This is a genomic window from Pectobacterium sp. PL64 (assembly GCF_022477975.1).
Taxonomy (GTDB): Bacteria; Pseudomonadota; Gammaproteobacteria; order Enterobacterales; family Enterobacteriaceae; genus Pectobacterium; species Pectobacterium jejuense.
Window position 1 is genome coordinate 776,913 of the sequence record NZ_CP092070.1, and the last position, 16,931, is coordinate 793,843.

The 16,931-nt window shown below is 54.4% G+C and carries 13 protein-coding genes and 2 pseudogenes; 5 read left to right on the forward strand and 10 right to left on the reverse strand.

What is annotated here, in order from left to right; all coding sequences use genetic code 11:
- Positions 1-4 precede the first annotated feature (4 nt).
- Positions 5-775, reverse strand: coding sequence for an SDR family oxidoreductase (locus HP572_RS03335; protein ID WP_109411882.1), 771 nt, complete (start codon positions 773-775; stop codon positions 5-7).
- Between the two features lie 28 nt (positions 776-803).
- Entirely contained in the window at positions 804-1,487 is a 684-nt protein-coding gene (gene tesA / locus HP572_RS03340) for a multifunctional acyl-CoA thioesterase I/protease I/lysophospholipase L1 (protein WP_095701874.1), read from the reverse strand.
- Here tesA and ybbA point away from each other — a divergent pair.
- Both ybbA and ybbP read left to right on the forward strand, forming a co-directional pair.
- Positions 1,410-2,141 carry a putative ABC transporter ATP-binding protein YbbA gene (gene ybbA, locus HP572_RS03345; protein ID WP_010284146.1) on the forward strand — a complete coding sequence of 244 codons (732 nt, stop codon included), beginning with the start codon at positions 1,410-1,412 and terminating at the stop codon, positions 2,139-2,141. The two genes, tesA and ybbA, sit on opposite strands and share 78 nt — an antisense overlap.
- Positions 2,138-4,571: pseudogene (gene ybbP / locus HP572_RS03350) on the forward strand (putative ABC transporter permease subunit YbbP). Before ybbA ends, ybbP begins: the two are co-directional and overlap by 4 nt.
- Before the next feature lie 397 nt (positions 4,572-4,968).
- On the opposite strand, the gene speG reads toward ybbP, so the two are convergent.
- The 5 genes and pseudogenes from speG to purM form a co-directional block, all read right to left on the reverse strand.
- Positions 4,969-5,544 carry a spermidine N1-acetyltransferase gene (gene speG / locus HP572_RS03355; RefSeq protein WP_039288008.1) on the reverse strand — a complete coding sequence of 192 codons (576 nt, stop codon included), beginning with the start codon at positions 5,542-5,544 and terminating at the stop codon, positions 4,969-4,971.
- Between the two features lie 168 nt (positions 5,545-5,712).
- Complete coding sequence (locus HP572_RS03360) at positions 5,713-7,854, reverse strand: TonB-dependent siderophore receptor (RefSeq protein WP_240584775.1); 2,142 nt, start codon at positions 7,852-7,854, stop codon at positions 5,713-5,715.
- Positions 7,847-8,953: an ABC transporter substrate-binding protein gene (locus HP572_RS03365; protein WP_240584776.1), complete on the reverse strand. Its 1,107-nt coding sequence runs from the start codon at positions 8,951-8,953 to the stop codon at positions 7,847-7,849. Before HP572_RS03365 ends, HP572_RS03360 begins: the two co-directional genes overlap by 8 nt.
- A 281-nt stretch (positions 8,954-9,234) precedes the next feature.
- Positions 9,235-9,874 (reverse strand): annotated as a pseudogene (gene purN / locus HP572_RS03370) (phosphoribosylglycinamide formyltransferase).
- Entirely contained in the window at positions 9,874-10,911 is a 1,038-nt protein-coding gene (purM, locus tag HP572_RS03375; RefSeq protein WP_240584777.1) for a phosphoribosylformylglycinamidine cyclo-ligase, read from the reverse strand. The pseudogene purN and the gene purM overlap by 1 nt, the downstream one beginning before the upstream one ends.
- A 337-nt stretch (positions 10,912-11,248) precedes the next feature.
- Between purM and upp the strand changes: the two genes are divergently transcribed.
- From upp to hda, 3 genes are all read left to right on the forward strand, one after another.
- Entirely contained in the window at positions 11,249-11,875 is a 627-nt protein-coding gene (gene upp / locus HP572_RS03380) for a uracil phosphoribosyltransferase (protein ID WP_010286492.1), read from the forward strand.
- 352 nt (positions 11,876-12,227) lie between these two features.
- Positions 12,228-13,517, forward strand: a complete 1,290-nt coding sequence (gene uraA, locus HP572_RS03385; protein ID WP_010286494.1) for a uracil permease — start codon at positions 12,228-12,230, stop codon at positions 13,515-13,517.
- A gap of 100 nt (positions 13,518-13,617) precedes the next feature.
- On the forward strand, positions 13,618-14,325 hold the full coding sequence (hda, locus tag HP572_RS03390; protein ID WP_005976214.1) for a DnaA inactivator Hda: 708 nt from the start codon (positions 13,618-13,620) through the stop codon (positions 14,323-14,325).
- A 64-nt stretch (positions 14,326-14,389) separates the two neighbouring features.
- Here the strand turns inward: hda and arsC are convergent, their stop codons facing one another.
- From arsC to bcp, 3 genes are all read right to left on the reverse strand, one after another.
- A complete protein-coding gene (gene arsC / locus HP572_RS03395; protein ID WP_240584778.1) occupies positions 14,390-14,767 on the reverse strand; it encodes an arsenate reductase (glutaredoxin) in 378 nt (125 codons plus the stop codon).
- 14 nt (positions 14,768-14,781) lie between these two features.
- Positions 14,782-16,218 carry a M48 family metalloprotease gene (locus HP572_RS03400; RefSeq protein ID WP_371745317.1) on the reverse strand — a complete coding sequence of 479 codons (1,437 nt, stop codon included), beginning with the start codon at positions 16,216-16,218 and terminating at the stop codon, positions 14,782-14,784.
- 197 nt (positions 16,219-16,415) lie between these two features.
- Positions 16,416-16,883 (reverse strand): thioredoxin-dependent thiol peroxidase, encoded by a 468-nt coding sequence (gene bcp / locus HP572_RS03405; RefSeq protein ID WP_039356343.1) that lies wholly within the window; start codon positions 16,881-16,883, stop codon positions 16,416-16,418.
- Positions 16,884-16,931 lie beyond the last annotated feature (48 nt).

The following is a 16,931-nucleotide window of genomic DNA, read 5'->3' on the forward strand; positions in this document are numbered from 1 at the left end:
GACCTTATCCTCGTAATACCTTATCCAGAAGACACCCCGGTAGCAAACGACGCAGCCAGGTTAAGGCGTGAGCCACCAGCGTCACGGGATAGCGTAATTTAGGCCGTGAGCTTTCCAGCGCATGATGGAGCTTCGGCAATATCGCTTCCGGCGGCAGCGTGAAGCGCTTGGCGATGCCGGGGTTGGTAACCGGTTTGTCCGTCTGCGTCTGTGCGACGTTGCTGGTAAAGCGCGTACTGATTGGGCCGGGCTCGATCAGGCTGACGTGCAGGCCGCTGCCGTGTAATTCCATACGCAACGCATCTGACCAGGCCTCCAGCGCATATTTGCTGGCGGCATACGCACCGCGACCCGGCGTTGACACCAGCCCCAGCACGGAACTGGTCTGGATGATACGGCCTTCACCATGCGGCAGCATCGCAGGCAATAACAGCTGCGTGAGCTGATGCGTGCCGAACAGGTTGCTGGAAAACTGCTGTTCAAGCTGCTGGCGCGAAATTGTATTCAGCGGGCCATACAGACCATATCCAGCGTTATTAAACAAACCGTACAGGCGGTTATCGGTCAGTCTGATCACCTCCGCCGCGGCTTGTTCCACGCTGGCGCTGTCATCCAGATCGAGCGTAATCGCTTCCAGACCGAGCGCGGTCAGGCGAGCAACATCCTCTGCGCGGCGGCAGGCTGCAATCACACGATAGCCGCGCTTTTGCAGATCCTGAGCGGCAATCAGGCCAATACCGCTGGAGCAACCCGTAATGAAGACCGTTTTTTGCATAACTTTACCTAATTCAAAAGCCTATTTATTAAGACTCATGGTTAACTAAGGGTTCCAGCTGCTTCGCCATCCATTCTGCGATAAACGGTTGGGCATCCCGGGTTGGATGGATGCCATCTTCCATCATCCACTCCGGTTTAAGATACACCTGCTCCATAAAGAAAGGCAGCAGCGGAAGCGCAAACTGCTCCGCCAATTTGGGGTAGATATTGCTGAATGACTCGGTGTAGCGGCGGCCATAGTTGGTCGGCAAACGGATCTGCATGAGCAGCGGCTGAGCGTTAGCCTGTTTGACCAGCGTGATGATTTTCGTCAGATCCTGCTCGATATTGGCTGCCGGAAAACCCCGAAGCCCATCATTGCCGCCCAGTTCAATCAACACCCAACGTGGCTGATGCTGTTTCAGCAGGGCAGGAATACGCGCCAGCCCTTGTGCGGTGGTGTCACCGCTAATACTGGCGTTAACCACCGCGATGCCTTTTTTCTGCGTCTGCCACTGCGTGTTCAGCAGCGTTGGCCACGCGTTAGCGGCCGGCATCTGGTAGCCCGCACTGAGGCTATCGCCCAGAATTAATAATGTGTCAGCGGCGAAAGCGCGTACGCTGCATAATCCCAGAAGCAAAAGGACGAAAACATGTTTGCGAAGACCAGCCCAGCGAGTGCTACGCCAAGCGAAACTGCGCACGTAGAAAACATTCTTGAAGTTCATCATCTTAGTAAGCACGTTGGTCAGGGAGAAAATCGGCTTTCCATCCTTACCGGAGTTGAGCTCATTGTCAAACCTGCGCAGACAATTGCCCTGATTGGGGAATCTGGTTCGGGGAAATCAACCTTGTTGGGGATTCTGGCCGGGCTGGATGATGGCACCGAAGGCGACGTTAGCCTGATGGGCAAATCACTCAACGCATTGGACGAAGAAGGTCGTGCGGCGCTGCGTGCTCAGCATGTTGGTTTTGTCTTCCAGTCCTTCATGCTGGTGCCGACGCTGAATGCGTTGGAGAACGTGCAATTACCCGCGTTGCTGCGCGGTGAAAGTGACAGCCACAGTCGTGGACAGGCTGAACAGCTTTTACAGCAGCTCGGGCTAGGTGAGCGCTTACATCATCTTCCCGCTCAGCTTTCCGGCGGTGAACAGCAGCGTGTGGCGCTGGCACGCGCATTTAGCGGTCGTCCTAACGTCTTGTTTGCCGATGAACCTACCGGGAATCTGGATCGTAAAACCGGTGAACGCATCGTTGATCTGCTGTTTTCCCTCAATCGCGATTATGCCACGACGCTGATTCTGGTGACGCACGATGAACAACTGGCGGCACGCTGCGAGCGACGTCTGCGGTTAGTCGACGGCAAGCTGCGGGAGGACGCATGATCTGGCGGTGGTTCTGGCGCGAATGGCGCTCTCCTTCCTTATTGATTGTCTGGCTAGCGCTAACGCTGGCCGTCGCCTGCGTGCTGGCGCTGGGCACGATCAGCGACCGCATGGAAAAAGGGCTCAGCCAGCAGAGCCGTGATTTTCTGGCGGGCGATCGCGTGCTGCGTGCGTCGCGGCCTGTCGCGGATACCTGGCTTCAGGAAGCGGAGCAGCGCGGGCTGACGCTTAGCCGCCAGATTTCTTTCATGACCATGACGTTTGCGGGCGATACACCGCAGTTGGCACAGGTTAAAGCGACAGACCAACGTTATCCGCTGTATGGCAATTTGCAGACGCGTCCTGAAGGGCTGCATGCGGAAGCGGGAACGGTGCTGGTGGCGCCGCGCCTGCTGGCGTTACTTGGGCTGAAAGTTGGTGACATGCTGGATGTCGGCGATACCTCGCTGCGCATCAGCGGCGAACTGATTCAGGAACCGGATTCCGGCTTCAATCCGTTTGAGACCGCGCCGCGTATTCTGATGAATCTGGATGATGTCGAGAAAACGGGGGCGATTCAGCCGGGAGGCCGCATTACCTGGCGCTACATGTTTTCCGGTGATGAGAAGCAGATTAGTGAATTTGGTAACTTCATCAAGCCACAGCTCAAGCCCGATCAGCGCTGGTATGGCATGGAGGATTCCGAAGGTGCGCTGAGCCAGTCGTTGAAACGGTCACAGCAGTTCCTGTTGCTGTCGGCGCTGCTGACGCTGTTGCTGTCTATCGCCGCGGTCGCGGTGGCGATGGGGCACTACTGCCGCAGCCGCTATGATTTGGTCGCTATTCTAAAAACGCTGGGGGCAGGCAAACAGGCGCTGAGGCGATTAATCATCGGGCAGTGGCTTTCTGTGCTTGGTCTGGCGGCAGTTTGCGGTAGCGTGCTCGGCCTGGGTTTTGAGGCGCTGTTGATGAAAATGCTGGCACCGGTGCTGCCTGCGACACTGCCTGCCTCCGGGCTGTGGCCGTGGGTATGGGCGCTGGGATCGCTGGTGCTGATCTCACTGCTGGTTGGGCTACGCCCTTATCGACTGCTTCTGGCGACACAGCCGCTGCGCGTGCTGCGTCAGGATGTGGTGGCGAACGTATGGCCGCTGCGCTATTACCTGCCGATCGTCCTGATTATTGTCGTCGGGCTGTTGGCTGTGTTGTCCGGTGGCGGCGTGCTGCTGTGGTCGCTGCTCGGCGGCGTGGCGGTGCTGTCGCTACTGCTGGGTGTCATTGGCTGGGGCGGTCTGCTGCTGTTACGGCGTTTGACGGTTAAACGGCTGGCATTGCGTCTGGCGATTAATCGCCTGCTAAGCGCCAGCCGTGGTCGACGCTCAGTCAACTGGCCGCGTTTTCGCTGTCCTTCATGCTATTGGCGCTGCTGTTGGTGATGCGCGGTGATTTGCTGGAACGCTGGCAACAGCAATTACCGCCGGGTAGCCCGAACTATTTCCTGCTGAATATCACGAAGGAACAGGTGCCACAGATAAGGGATTTCCTCTCTCAGCATGACGTGATGCCGGAGCAGTTCTTCCCAATTATTCGTGCGCGCCTGACGGAGATTAATCAGCAGGTCGCTACGGAAGTGATCCACGAAGACGATCCGGGCGGCAACACGGTAAACCGTGAACTGAACCTGACCTGGATGAACGGTATCCCGCAACACAATGTGCTGGTGGAAGGTGAAGCGCCGAAGGCGGGTGAAGTCTCGATGGAAGCGAAAGAAGCCAAAGAGATGGGGATCAAGATTGGCGATACGCTGACCTTCACCGGCGACACGCAGCCATTTAGCGCCACGGTGACCAGTTTCCGTCAGGTGGATTGGGAAAGCCTGCGTCCGAATTTCTTCTTCATTTTCCCTGTGGGGGCGTTGGATAACCAGCCGCAGTCCTGGCTGACCAGCTTCCGCTACGATGGTGATGAGAAGATGATTACGCAGATGAATCGCCAGTTCCCGACGGTGAGCGTACTGGATATTGGCAGTATTCTGCGTCAGGTGGGGCAGGTCTTACAGCAGGTAAGCCGTGCGCTGGAGATTATGGTCATTCTGGTACTGTTCTGTGGCGTGCTGTTGTTACTGGCACAGATTCAGGTCGGGATGCGCCAGCGACGTCAGGAATTGATGGTATACCGCACGCTGGGAGCCGGGCTACGCCTGCTGCGCACCACGCTGTGGTGTGAGTTTGCGGTGCTGGGTTTGGTTGCGGGAACGGCGGCGGCGATTGGCGCAGAGTCGGCGCTGTGGCTGTTGCAGCGTAAGGTCTTTAACTTTGCCTGGGAACCGAATATCGCGATGTGGATAACGCTCCCGTTAATATCGCGGCGTTCCTGCTGTCGCTCTGCGGCGGCTGGCTGGGGCTACGACTCTTACGCGGTAAAGCGTTGTTCCGGCAGTTTTCGGGATAAAAATGTATTTACTGAGTTACCTTCAGGCAATAAACACAATAGCGTGATGATTTTGCCCATCATCCGGCGTAAAAAATTATGCAGCGGTGGGCATGAACGTCGAGTGAGCGACAGGACGTCGCGAAAACCAGTGCCGCGTCTGGAGCGCGTCACTGGCGGCTCGATTAACGGTCATGAACACCGATGGCACCGCAAAGCGGCATAATTTAGCCGGAAAGCCAGGGTTCGCAGGGCGGCGGCGACTGAGCGCCCTGCGTCGGGCGCGTGCTACGAGGTAGCATAAGAATAGCGGTATTGTTGCGCACGAAACCGTCTCCAAGCCTACATAAAACGGGCTTAAGAGACGTGCGAAAAGAAGAAGTAAATCGCTTTAGGCCAGCGAGCTGGCCTTTTTATCTTACTGGCTGATTGAACTTCCCGGCGCTTCGCCGCCAGTTCCCGTCACGGTTTTGTGCTTCGCCAGATATTGATGTTGGAAAATGCACATGCGGATCGTGTTGCGATATTCACCGTTGATGAAAAACTCGTGGATCAGTTCGCCTTCGACCTCAAACCCCAGCTTGCTGTAGATGTGGATCGCCTTCTGGTTTTCCTTATCCACAATCAAATATAGCTTATAGAGGTTCAACACCGAGAAGCCGTAATCCATCGCCAGCTTGGCCGCCGCGCTGGCGTAACCTTTGCCTTGATACGCGGGATCGATAATGATCTGAAATTCCGCGCGACGGTGGATGTGGTTAATCTCTACCAGTTCAACCAGACCTACTTTGGTCTGCTCGTGTTCAATAATGAAGCGCCGCTCGCTCTGGTCATGAATATGCTTGTCGTACAGATCGCTGAGTTCGACAAAGGCCTCATAAGGCTCTTCAAACCAATAACGCATCACACTGGCATTGTTATCCAACTGATGGACAAAAGTGAGATCGTCTCGCTCCAGCGGTCGTAGCCGAACGGAATTGCTCGTACCGGACATAGTGAATCCTTAATTGATATAAAGGGACGTGAACCGTTGTTACTGAGGTCACGCTGGCATGAGTATGCCAACGCTAGTATAGCGGCGGGGAGGCGGGTGCTGAACTCTCAATGTGGAATCAAACACGGTAAGGTGCCCCGCATCGGTGAGACGCGGGGCGAAAGTGCATCAGAAATCGACGCTGGCGCGCAGCACCACCTGACGCGGTTCACCGACGGCGACGCGCAGATTGTTACCGCTGGATGGATAATAGGTCTGGTCGAACAGGTTCTTCACGTTGAGCTGCCATTTCACCTTGTAACCGTTGAGCGGCAGACTATAGGCAACAAAGGCATCGGCGACAGTGTAATCATCCAGATAGAAGGTGTTTGCTGCGTCACCCGCGCGACGGCTGACGTAGCGCGCGCCTGCGCCAGCACGAAGGTCGTCACCAGCCGCCAAACCAATGTTGCCGAAGTCCTGCGTCAGGAACAGCGATGCGGTATGGCGCGCAGCGTTAGGCATGCGTTTACCGGTGTTTTCTGGATCAGCGGTGACACGGGCGTCGGTGTAGGCATAAGAACCGATCAGGCTCAATGAATCGGTGAGGCTGCCCGCTAGATCGAGTTCAACTCCCTGTGAGCGTACTTTCCCTGCTGTGCGGTAAAGATTGTCATCGACCTTGACCATCACGTTTTGTTTTTCAATGTCGAACAAGGCTACGTTACCGGTAATACGATTGGGCAGATCCAGCTTGGCACCAATTTCGTAAGATTTGCCGATTTCAGGCGGCAGGGCACCGATGTTATTGGCGATATTGCTGTTGGGTTTAAATGACCCGCTGTAGCTGGCATAGAGCGATGAGTACGACGTCAGGCTGTAAATGATGCCTGCACGTGGTACGACGCGGTGGTATGAGCTGTCCGTGTTGGTGAGGAAAGGTCGTCCTTTACCTGCCATGACATCGAACGTGTCATAACGCAGACCGCCCAACAACTGCCAGCGGTCGTTAAGGCGGATAGCATCCTGCATAAAGAGCGCTTTGCTGTCGATATTCTCGCGCTGGTCGCTGTCTTTTGCGTTGACGGTGGTAGAGGCAGGCAACTGGCCGTATACCGGGTTATAGATGTTGAACCCTGAAGTCGCTGTGCCGCGAATCATATCGCCACGGAATGTTCTATCTGCTTCATAATCAAACCCAAACAGTAACTGGTGATTGATACGCCCCCAGTCCACATCGCCGTTCAGCGTGAGCTGGACGATTTGTGCCTGACTATGTGCGTAACCCGTAGCGTCTGGCTGGCGCGTCAGGACTCCCGTGTTGGCATTGTACTTCGTGGCGCGTGCCTGATTGTCGCTGTAGCGGTTGCGGTTGTACGAGTAGGTCAGGCTGCTTTTCCAGCGGTCATTCAGGTTACGGTCAACCTGCATAGTGACGCTGTCCTGATCGCCGCGTGTCGCATTGTAGCTTTCATCAAAGCGGCGGTCGCGCGGCGTATTAACCGGTTTGCCCGTCTTCGGATCGATAAGGGTGCCGCGATCGAAAGGTGTTAGGTATTCCATATGTTCGTAGGCTACGCGCACGGTGGTGTCTTCGCCATACCACATCAAAGACGGGGCAACCGTCGTCTGGCGGTTACGCCCGAAGTTGCGCCAGTAGTCGGTTTCATCGTGATCGACCACCATACGGTAAGCCAGACCGGACGTACCTAACGGGCCGGTGACATCCAACTGCCCGCCGCCACCTTTGAAGCTGCTTCCCCAGCCTTCAATGTGCGTTTTCTGTACCAGTTCCGGTTTTTTACTGATGATATTGATGACGCCGCCGGGTTCGCCCATGCCGTAGAGCATGGACGCCGGACCTTTCAGCACTTCGACGCGGTCACTGCTGGGCGTAAAGTTGCGCGCCTGAATAGAGCGCACGCCATCACGAAAGATCGAACCGTCGCGGTTATCGCCGAAGCCACGTTTGATGATGGCATCCTGCGTGCCGCCCAACGTATTGGACTGGGTGATGCCGCTGACGTTATACAGCGCTTCATCAATGTTGCGCACTGCACGATCCTCGAGCACCTGAGTCGGGACGACGTTAACGGCCTGTGGGACATCCAGCAGACGGCTTTCGGTGCGGGTGCCCGTCACGGTTTTATGCGGCTGATAGCCAGTCTCTTTTCCTGCCTGATCGCCAGAGGTGGCATTTACCACCATGGTGTCTGCTTTGCCATCAACAGTTTTGTTATCAACAATGGCAGCCTGAATACTAAACGGCAACAGCGCCAGCAGCGGCCAGCCGTGACGGAACGTGGCCTTTTTTATAAAAAACTTATTCATGCGAAATCTGACTCCAATAAATCCCTGAAAACTCAATAGGTAAAAACTGCTGATGAAGCTGTTGTAGTGTTTGTTGCGGATCGATATCGGCAAATCGCTCTGGGTAGAGCGCCTTGGCAAACATCTCGACCATTACGACGTGGTACGGGCTGAGATAGAAGTTGTGCCACATACTCCAGGCATGGCCTGTTTGCACGGCACGCAGGTGAGACAAAATAGGTTCCTGACGGATAAGCGTGTCGAAGCTCTCTTTCGCCTGTTCTGCATTAACCTGAGGTCCGAGCATCAGGCTGGAGAAGCGTTTTCCCTCCGGTCCTGCCATGCCTGTGGCGATATAGACGTCGGGATTGGCGGCCAGCACGCGCTCCGGGCTTAGTTCTCCGTAAACGCTATTGATGGTGCCGCTGGCAATATTCTCGCCGCCAGCAAAAGTCAGCAGATCGCCCAGGCTGCCGCCGACCGCCGTGGTGCAGCAGGTGTCCCGCCTACCCAGATGCAGATGCAGCATGACCGTCGGTTTTTTGCCATGGTATTGCGCGATACGCTGGCGAATCACGTCCATATGCTGCTGATAGAAGTTGCTGAAGGCGGTAGCGCGCTGGGGCTGATTCAGAACCTCACCGAGCAGATGAATACTGGGCAATGTGTTGTTAAGCAGATCGATACGCAGATCGACGTAAATAAACGGGATACCCGCACGAGTCAGCGTCTGTTGCAGGAGGTCTTCATTAGCCGCATTTTTTGCCAGCCGTGGAAGAATGACCAGATCGGGTTTTAACGGCAGCAGCATTTCTGCATTCATCGCTTGCAGGCTGCCGTTACCTAACTGGGGGATCTGGCTCAGTTGTGGGAATTTTTCGGTATAGCGTGACCAGCTCTGCGCATCGTAGCGCGCCATATCTCCCGGCCAGCCGACGACATGCTTTGCTGGGTTATCAGGTTGGAGCAACGCCAGCGTATACAGCATGCGGCTCTCGCCCAGAATGATGCGCTGAGGATTGCCTGGGATCGCCACCTGTCGGCCTAAAATGTCGGTGACGGTTTTTGCCTGCAAGAGCGGGCTGAGAACAAGCAGGCAAAGTAGTAAGACGGTGCGCATGATGGAGTTCACAAAATTTAAGATGGGGAAAGATAATCATTGTCATTTTCGTTTTCAACCGATGAAGAGTGCGTGTAATGTCGGTTGATAGAAATGTTCTTTTTTATCTGAGTCTTAGTGATTACTACGTAAAGATTAGTAAATATTTAAAGCGCAGAGAGGGAAGGGAAAAGAGTGATGATCGATGAGGTGTGGAAAGAAAGACGTGATAAGAAGACGTAATAAAAAGTAAGGCTCCGCAGGGGAGCCTTACTTTATGATGAAGCGATGCGCTGACAACATCACTCGGCAGCGTAGCCCTGTGGTGGAATACGCACGCTGTCCAGCCAGGCTTCATTATCCCGCATCACCAGTCTGCCGTTCAGGAACCAGTTGATTACCATCGGATAAATCGTGTGCTCGTGCGTCTTCACGCGCTCGCTCAGGCTTTCTTCCGTGTCGTCACTGAATACAGGCACTTTCGCTTGCAGAATCAGCGGGCCGCCGTCCAGTTCATCGGTGACGAAATGAACGGATGTTCCATGTTCCCTGATCGCCATTTTCCAGCGCCTTGCGGTGCGTATGCAGGCCGGGATATTTGGGCAGCAGGGAAGGGTGAATGTTCAGCATTTTGCCAGCAAACTGGGCAACAAACTCTGGGCTAAGAATCCGCATGTAGCCGGCTAAGATCACCAGCGCGGGTTCATATTGCTCAATTTCGTTTGCCAGTGCGGCATCAAATGCAGCACGGTCGGCAAAGTCTTCAGGGTTCAGGACGCACGTAGGAATATCCGCATCCTGTGCGCGTTCTAGCCCGTAAGCCTCCGCATTATTACTGAATACGGCGGCGATCTTTCCTTTGAGGCGTCCGTTCTTACAGGCGTCAATCAACGCCTGTAAGTTGCTGCCATGACCTGAAATCAGCACAACGATGTTTTTCATCAGTTAATAACCACTGCGTCTCCGGCATCGGTTTGAGTAATGACGCCGATTTTCCATGCGTTTTCGCCGCTGCTGTTGAGTAATGCAACGGCCTCGTCTGCCTGTTCGGCTGGCAGTGCGATGATCATACCAACACCGCAGTTGAAAGTACGATACATTTCGTGACGGCTGACATTACCGGCCTTTTGCAGCCAGTTGAAAACGGCAGGCCATTGCCAGCTGGATTCGTCGATCGTCGCCTGCATGCCTTCTGGCAGTACGCGCGGGATATTTTCCCAGAAGCCGCCGCCAGTCAGGTGAGAAATGGCGTGGACATCGACTTTCTCAATCAGGGACAGTATTGATTTCACGTAGATTTTGGTTGGGGCCAGCAGGTGATCGGCCAGCGATTTGCCTTCCAGTTCGAACTGCTCTGGATCGGTCTTGCTGACTTCGAGTACTTTGCGCACCAGCGAATAGCCGTTTGAGTGCGGGCCGCTGGAAGCGAGGGCAACCAGAACATCGCCGTTCTGCACTTTGCTGCCGTCAATAATTTCTGATTTTTCTACAACGCCGACACAGAAGCCAGCAACGTCGTAGTCTTCGCCGTGATACATCCCCGGCATTTCGGCGGTTTCGCCACCGACCAGCGCACAGCCTGATTGCTTACAGCCTTCCGCGATACCGGTAATCACGCTGGCAGCGGTGTCGACATCCAGCTTGCCCGTGGCGTAATAGTCGAGGAAGAACAGCGGCTCAGCGCCCTGAACGACCAGGTCGTTCACACACATTGCAACCAGATCGATACCAATCGTATCGTGGCGTTTCAGGTCCATCGCCAGGCGCAGTTTGGTGCCGACTCCGTCAGTGCCGGAAACCAGAATCGGTTCGCGGTATTTTTGCGGTAAGGCGCACAAGGCACCGAAACCACCCAATCCACCCATAACTTCCGGGCGACGGGTCTGTTTCACTACACCTTTGATACGGTCTACCAATGCATTACCCGCATCGATATCCACGCCTGCGTCTTTATAACTGAGAGAGGTTTTGTCGGTCACTGCTGAGTCCCCACGAAGGTTACGGGTCGTATTCAGAAAACACGGTATTTAGAAAACATACTGTGGTAAAAATAATGCGCGCTAATTCTAACAGTGTAGGCAATCGTTTGCGAGTGATGAGTCATCGGCTGGCTATTTTTCGTTAATGGCGACAATTTCTCCCCTCGGTTGATCTGGATCAGGCTTAATCATATGGCGCTAAGTAAAAAAGGCGGTATAATCCCGCGATTTTTTTTACGACGGGCTCTTGTGCCCGCCGCCCTGCGGGCCGCCGCAAGCGGTGTTTAAAAACGCGTTTGGCGTTTTTGTCCGTCCACTAGCCGATGGGGAGATAATGATGAAGATCGTCGAGGTGAAACACCCACTCGTCAAACACAAACTGGGTTTGATGCGTGAGAACGATATTAGCACGAAGCGTTTTCGTGAGCTGGCGTCCGAAGTCGGAAGTTTGCTGACTTACGAAGCGACGGCTGACCTGGCAACCGAAAAAGTCACCATTGATGGCTGGTGCGGTCCGGTTGAAGTCGATCAGATCAAAGGCAAAAAGATTACCGTCGTACCGATTCTGCGTGCAGGATTGGGAATGATGGAAGGCGTGCTGGAAAATGTCCCTAGCGCGCGTATCAGCGTTGTCGGCATCTACCGTGATGAAGAGACGCTGGAGCCTGTTCCTTATTTCCAGAAGCTGGTTTCCAATATCGAAGAGCGCATGGCGCTGGTTGTTGACCCTATGCTGGCAACCGGTGGTTCAATGATCGCGACGATCGACCTGCTGAAAAAAGCGGGTTGTCACAGCATTAAGGTGCTGGTGTTGGTTGCGGCTCCAGAAGGGATTGCTGCACTGGAAAAAGCCCACCCAGATGTCGAGCTGTACACGGCATCCATCGATAAAGGCCTCAACGAGCAGGGTTACATCATGCCGGGCCTGGGTGATGCGGGCGATAAAATATTTGGTACGAAATAACAGGTAAGCCGACTTATTAGTCGGCTTTTTTTTGGCGCAAGCATACCCGTCATACTTCAAGCTGCTTGTGCGTTGGCCGCCCTTACTCACTCCAGTCACTTACTTGTGTAAGCTCCTGGAGATTCGTGCGGTTGCCGCCTTCACGCAACTCGAATTATTTAGGGTATCGGTATTGCCTATAGTGCGCCACAGCCTGTGTTACGTCACACGCGGTTCTTTTATACATCAGCAGTCAACATGATTCTGCTTCACTACGGTGGGGCGGGATACGTCTGGCTGTGATAATAAGTGCGGGTCTACCTGCACACATAAATAGCAACACTAGATAACAACACTACAGAGGATATTGAAGATGACTCGTCGCGCCATCGGGGTAAGTGAACGACCACCCTTGTTACAAACCATCCCGTTGAGTTTCCAGCATCTGTTCGCGATGTTTGGCGCTACCGTTCTGGTACCCATTCTGTTCAAGATCAATCCGGCTACCGTACTGTTATTCAACGGTGTGGGTACGCTGCTTTATTTATTCATTTGTAAGGGCAAAATTCCCGCATATCTGGGATCGAGCTTCGCGTTTATTTCCCCGGTTTTACTGCTGTTGCCGCTGGGGTATGAAGTTGCACTGGGTGGTTTCATCATGTGCGGCGTGTTGTTCTGTCTGGTGGCGCTGATTGTTAAGAAAGCGGGCACCGGCTGGCTGAATGTGCTGTTTCCGCCTGCGGCGATGGGGGCGATTGTCGCCGTTATCGGTCTTGAACTGGCGGGTGTCGCGGCGGGAATGGCCGGGCTGCTGCCTGCCGATGGCACTTCTGTCGATTCTACCGCTGTGACGATTTCACTGGCGACGCTGGCGATCACCATTCTGGGTTCGGTTCTGTTTCGCGGCTTTCTGGCGATCATCCCGATTCTGATCGGGGTACTGGCTGGCTATGCGCTGTCGTTCGCGCTGGGCGTGGTGGATTTGACTCCGATTCGTGAAGCGCACTGGTTCGCGATGCCGACATTCTATACGCCACGTTTTGAATGGTTTGCCATTCTGGCGATTCTGCCTGCGGCGCTGGTGGTGATTGCGGAACACGTGGGTCACCTGGTAGTGACGGCGAATATCGTGAAGAAAGACCTGATGCGTGAACCGGGGCTGCACCGCTCCATGTTCGCCAACGGCATTTCTACCGTGCTGTCCGGCTTCTTTGGCTCTACGCCGAACACAACCTACGGTGAAAACATCGGCGTGTTGGCGATCACCAAAGTGTACAGCACCTGGGTGATCGGCGGTGCGGCAATCCTCGCGATTCTGCTCTCTTGCGTGGGCAAACTGGCTGCGGCAATTCAGGCTGTGCCGGTTCCTGTTATGGGGGGCGTGTCGCTGCTGCTGTACGGCGTAATTGGTGCATCTGGTATTCGCGTGCTGATTGAATCCAAAGTGGATTACAACAAAGCGCAAAACCTGATCCTGACCTCCGTGATTCTGATCATCGGCGTCAGCGGCGCGAAAGTACATCTGGGCTCGACCGAACTGAAGGGCATGGCGCTGGCGACGGTTGTTGGTATCGGCATGAGTCTGGTGTTTAAGGTCATCAGCCTGTTCCGCAAAGAGGAAGAGATCCTCGATGCGCCGGAAGAGAACGACGCGCGTTCATAACCGCGTCATTTCCCCCTATTGAGGCTGTGCATATCGCGTCCTCAACAGGGGCTGGTTTCTGTGATAAACTCGATCCGATTTCCTGCCCGTTTTACTTGAGGTGATTCTGAACACGCCGGCACAGCTTTCATTGCCACTCTACTTACCCGATGACGAAACATTTGCCAGTTTCTATCCGGGTGAAAACGCGTCTCTTCTTGCCGCCGTCAATAATGCTTTGTATCAGGAGCATGGCAGCTACATCTATTTCTGGTCACGCGAAGGAGGCGGGCGCAGCCATCTGCTGCATGCTGCCTGCGCCGAATTGTCGCGTCAGGAACGTGCGGTGGGCTATGTGCCGCTGGATAAACGTGCCTACTTTGTACCAGATGTGCTGGAAGGGATGGAGCAACTGGCGCTGGTGTGTATCGATAACATCGAATCTATCGCGGGCGATGAAGAGTGGGAAATGGCGGTGTTTAATCTGTATAACCGCATTCAGGAAACAGGGCGTGCCCGGCTGTTGATTACTGGCGATCGTCCGCCGCGTCAGCTGAATTTACGTCTGCCCGATCTGGCTTCTCGCCTTGATTGGGGACAAATCTACAAGCTGCAGCCGCTGTCGGATGACGAGAAAGGGGAAGCGCTACAGCTGCGTGCCAGACTGCGCGGGTTCGAATTGCCGGAAGACGTCAGCCGTTTTCTGCTTAAGCGTCTGGATCGGGAAATGCGTACGTTATTTATGACGCTCGATCAGCTAGACCATGCTTCCATCACTGCACAGCGCAAGCTGACCATTCCTTTTGTGAAAGAGATCCTCGGTCTGTAGTTGACGATCGCTGTTAAAAGATCGTCGTTGAGGATCGCTTACGGCTATCGTTTACCGCTATTTTTTACAACGACAGTATTTCTAGCACCTGTTCCGGCGGACGGCCAATACGAGCCTGACCTTGTGCCACGACGATAGGGCGCTCGATGAGCTTCGGATTATCTATCATCGCCTGAATCAGCTGCGCTTCTGTTAGTGCAGTGTCGGACAGCCCCAACTGCTGATAAATCTCTTCTTTGGTTCTCATCAATTCGCGCGCGCTAGTCAAGCCCAACTGCTTAATAAGCTGAGCCAGCGTCGCAGCATCGGGCGGCGTGTCGAGATAGAGCACGACGTCGGGCGTAATATTGTGTTCCTGTAGCAGCGCCAGCGTTTCGCGGCTCTTGGAGCAGCGTGGGTTGTGGTAAATCGTCACGGCGGGTTGGGGTGAAGACTGTGTCATCGTCATGCTCCTTATCAGGATTTCTGGTACTGGCGGAAGCGCTGCTGCAACTGGCGGAGCTGGTCAATTCGGGCGTCGTAACGCGCCTGTTCCAGACTCCCCAATTTAACCAGTGAACTCGCATTGCTCAGTAACCGAATAGATTGATCGAGCTGACCACTGAGTGCCAGACTCTCCGCTCGTGCAGCCAGTTCTTCTGCCCGCTGTCCTTGTGCTGCTGCGGCTTGTGCCAGCAGATCCCAGCCGTTCGAATCGTCAGGGTGCGCGTAGGTGTAGCGATACAGTATTTTGCTGGCGGCAGCAGGTTGTTTCCCTTCCACATAAGCATTCGCCAGATTAAGCTGAAGTACTGGATTCGCCTGCATTCCAGGCACGTTTTGTAAACGGGCGATAGCCTGTGTCGCGCGGCTTTGTCCTATATCGATATCTGTCATCATATCCAGAAACCACGGATTTTCAGGCGCGCTGCTTAGCAGCGGTTGCAGCACATTACGCGCCTCATCGTACTTCTTCGCCTGATAAAACTGTATCGCGCGGCCATATTTCGCGGCCAGCTGCTCCCGCACGTTGCCTTTTTCCCATTGCTCCAGCAGATCGTTGTTCAGCGGACGCTCCGGTGAACCATACATACCAAAGGTGCGTATTTTGGCGAACAGGAAATCCTGAGAAGATTGTACCGGCGTGGAGCGCATCTGGTTGGCGCGGTTGCGGGCATCGGACAGGCGGCTTTCCGGCAAGGGGTGAGTCAGTAACATTTCCGGCGGTCTGGAGGCATAGCGAGATTGATCCGCCAGCTTTTGCAGGAAATTCGGCATGGCCTGCGGATCAAAGCCCGCGCGCTGCAACACCTGAATACCGATACGGTCTGCTTCTTGTTCATTCGACTGCGTGAACGTAATCATGCCCTGCTGCGCACCCGCCAATGTACCGCTGAGCGCCGCCATCCCCATCTGTGGGTTGGCCATCGCCAGCAGAATCGAGCCGAGCGCGCCGACCCAGGTGAGTGGGGCGCTACGCTGTTGTGATTCCATGCTACGTGCCAGATGGCGCTGGGTAACGTGAGAGATTTCATGCGCCAGCACCGAGGCCAGCTCGCTCTCGCTATCGGCATAGCGGAACAGCGCGGAATGCAGCACTACGTTGCCGCCGAAGAAGGCGAAGGCGTTGATGTCGTCATTACGGATCAGGTAAAAATGGAACGGCGTACGCACCGAATCAGCCTGTTTGACCAATCTGTTGCCGAGCTGGTTAATGTAATTGGACAGCAGCGGATCGTTGATAAGCGGCGCACCAGCCCGCAGCTGGCGGACGTAAAAATCGCCCATGGCCAGCTCCTGATTGATACTGAGCGTACCGCCTGCGGTGGTGCCGATATCTGGCAGCCGATCCTGCGTGTCGGCCTGAGCAGGAAGCAGGTTGCCAGCCAGTAACGCCCCAAACAGGACGGACATGACCGTTTTTCTTAACCGAATAGACATAACGGAAGATAACCTTATCAACAGCTAACGTGAAAACATTCTGCTGACTATCTTAGCCAGCGATGGCAGACAAAGAAATGCCCGAGCGGGAAAAACGTGGTGAAGACGGAGAATGGCAGGGAAAAACCGGCACGTATGACGGTGCCGGTGGAACATCTGAAAACCGTGAATCAGGCGCTTTTCAGATAATCGAGAACGATGTCGTGGTGGTTGCTGGTTTTGAAGTCGTCAAACACCTTCTCCACCTTACCGTTTTCATCGATCAGGAAGCTGATACGATGAATACCGTCATAGGTTTTCCCCATGAAGGTTTTTTCTCCCCAAACGCCAAATCCTTCTGAAACCTGATGATCCTCATCAGAAAGCAGCGTGAAATTTAAGACTTCTTTCTCGACAAAGCGGGACAACTTTTCTGATTTGTCCGTGCTAATACCGAGAACTTCAACGCCATGTTTTTTCAAATCGTCCATATTATCGCGCAGGCCGCAGGCCTGAACGGTGCATCCTGGCGTCATCGCTTTAGGGTAGAAATACACCAACACTTTCTGTCCCTGGAAGTCGGTTAAATTTACTTGTTCGCCATCTTGGTCGGGCAAGCTAAATTTCGGTGCAATATCACCGGCTTTCAGTGTGTTCATCACGACTCTCCGTCTTGTTTCTCTTCATGCTGTGGATATACCCATGCT

Coding starts and splice junctions, on each gene's coding strand:
- HP572_RS03335 (WP_109411882.1), bottom strand. CDS start 775: ATGCAAAAAACGGTCTTCATTACGGGTTGCTCCAGCGGTATTGGCCTG.
- ybbA (WP_010284146.1), top strand. CDS start 1,410: ATGTTTGCGAAGACCAGCCCAGCGAGTGCTACGCCAAGCGAAACTGCG.
- tesA (WP_095701874.1), bottom strand. CDS start 1,487: ATGATGAACTTCAAGAATGTTTTCTACGTGCGCAGTTTCGCTTGGCGT.
- speG (WP_039288008.1), bottom strand. CDS start 5,544: ATGTCCGGTACGAGCAATTCCGTTCGGCTACGACCGCTGGAGCGAGAC.
- HP572_RS03360 (WP_240584775.1), bottom strand. CDS start 7,854: ATGAATAAGTTTTTTATAAAAAAGGCCACGTTCCGTCACGGCTGGCCG.
- HP572_RS03365 (WP_240584776.1), bottom strand. CDS start 8,953: ATGCGCACCGTCTTACTACTTTGCCTGCTTGTTCTCAGCCCGCTCTTG.
- upp (WP_010286492.1), top strand. CDS start 11,249: ATGAAGATCGTCGAGGTGAAACACCCACTCGTCAAACACAAACTGGGT.
- uraA (WP_010286494.1), top strand. CDS start 12,228: ATGACTCGTCGCGCCATCGGGGTAAGTGAACGACCACCCTTGTTACAA.
- arsC (WP_240584778.1), bottom strand. CDS start 14,767: ATGACACAGTCTTCACCCCAACCCGCCGTGACGATTTACCACAACCCA.
- HP572_RS03400 (WP_371745317.1), bottom strand. CDS start 16,218: ATGTCCGTCCTGTTTGGGGCGTTACTGGCTGGCAACCTGCTTCCTGCT.
- bcp (WP_039356343.1), bottom strand. CDS start 16,883: ATGAACACACTGAAAGCCGGTGATATTGCACCGAAATTTAGCTTGCCC.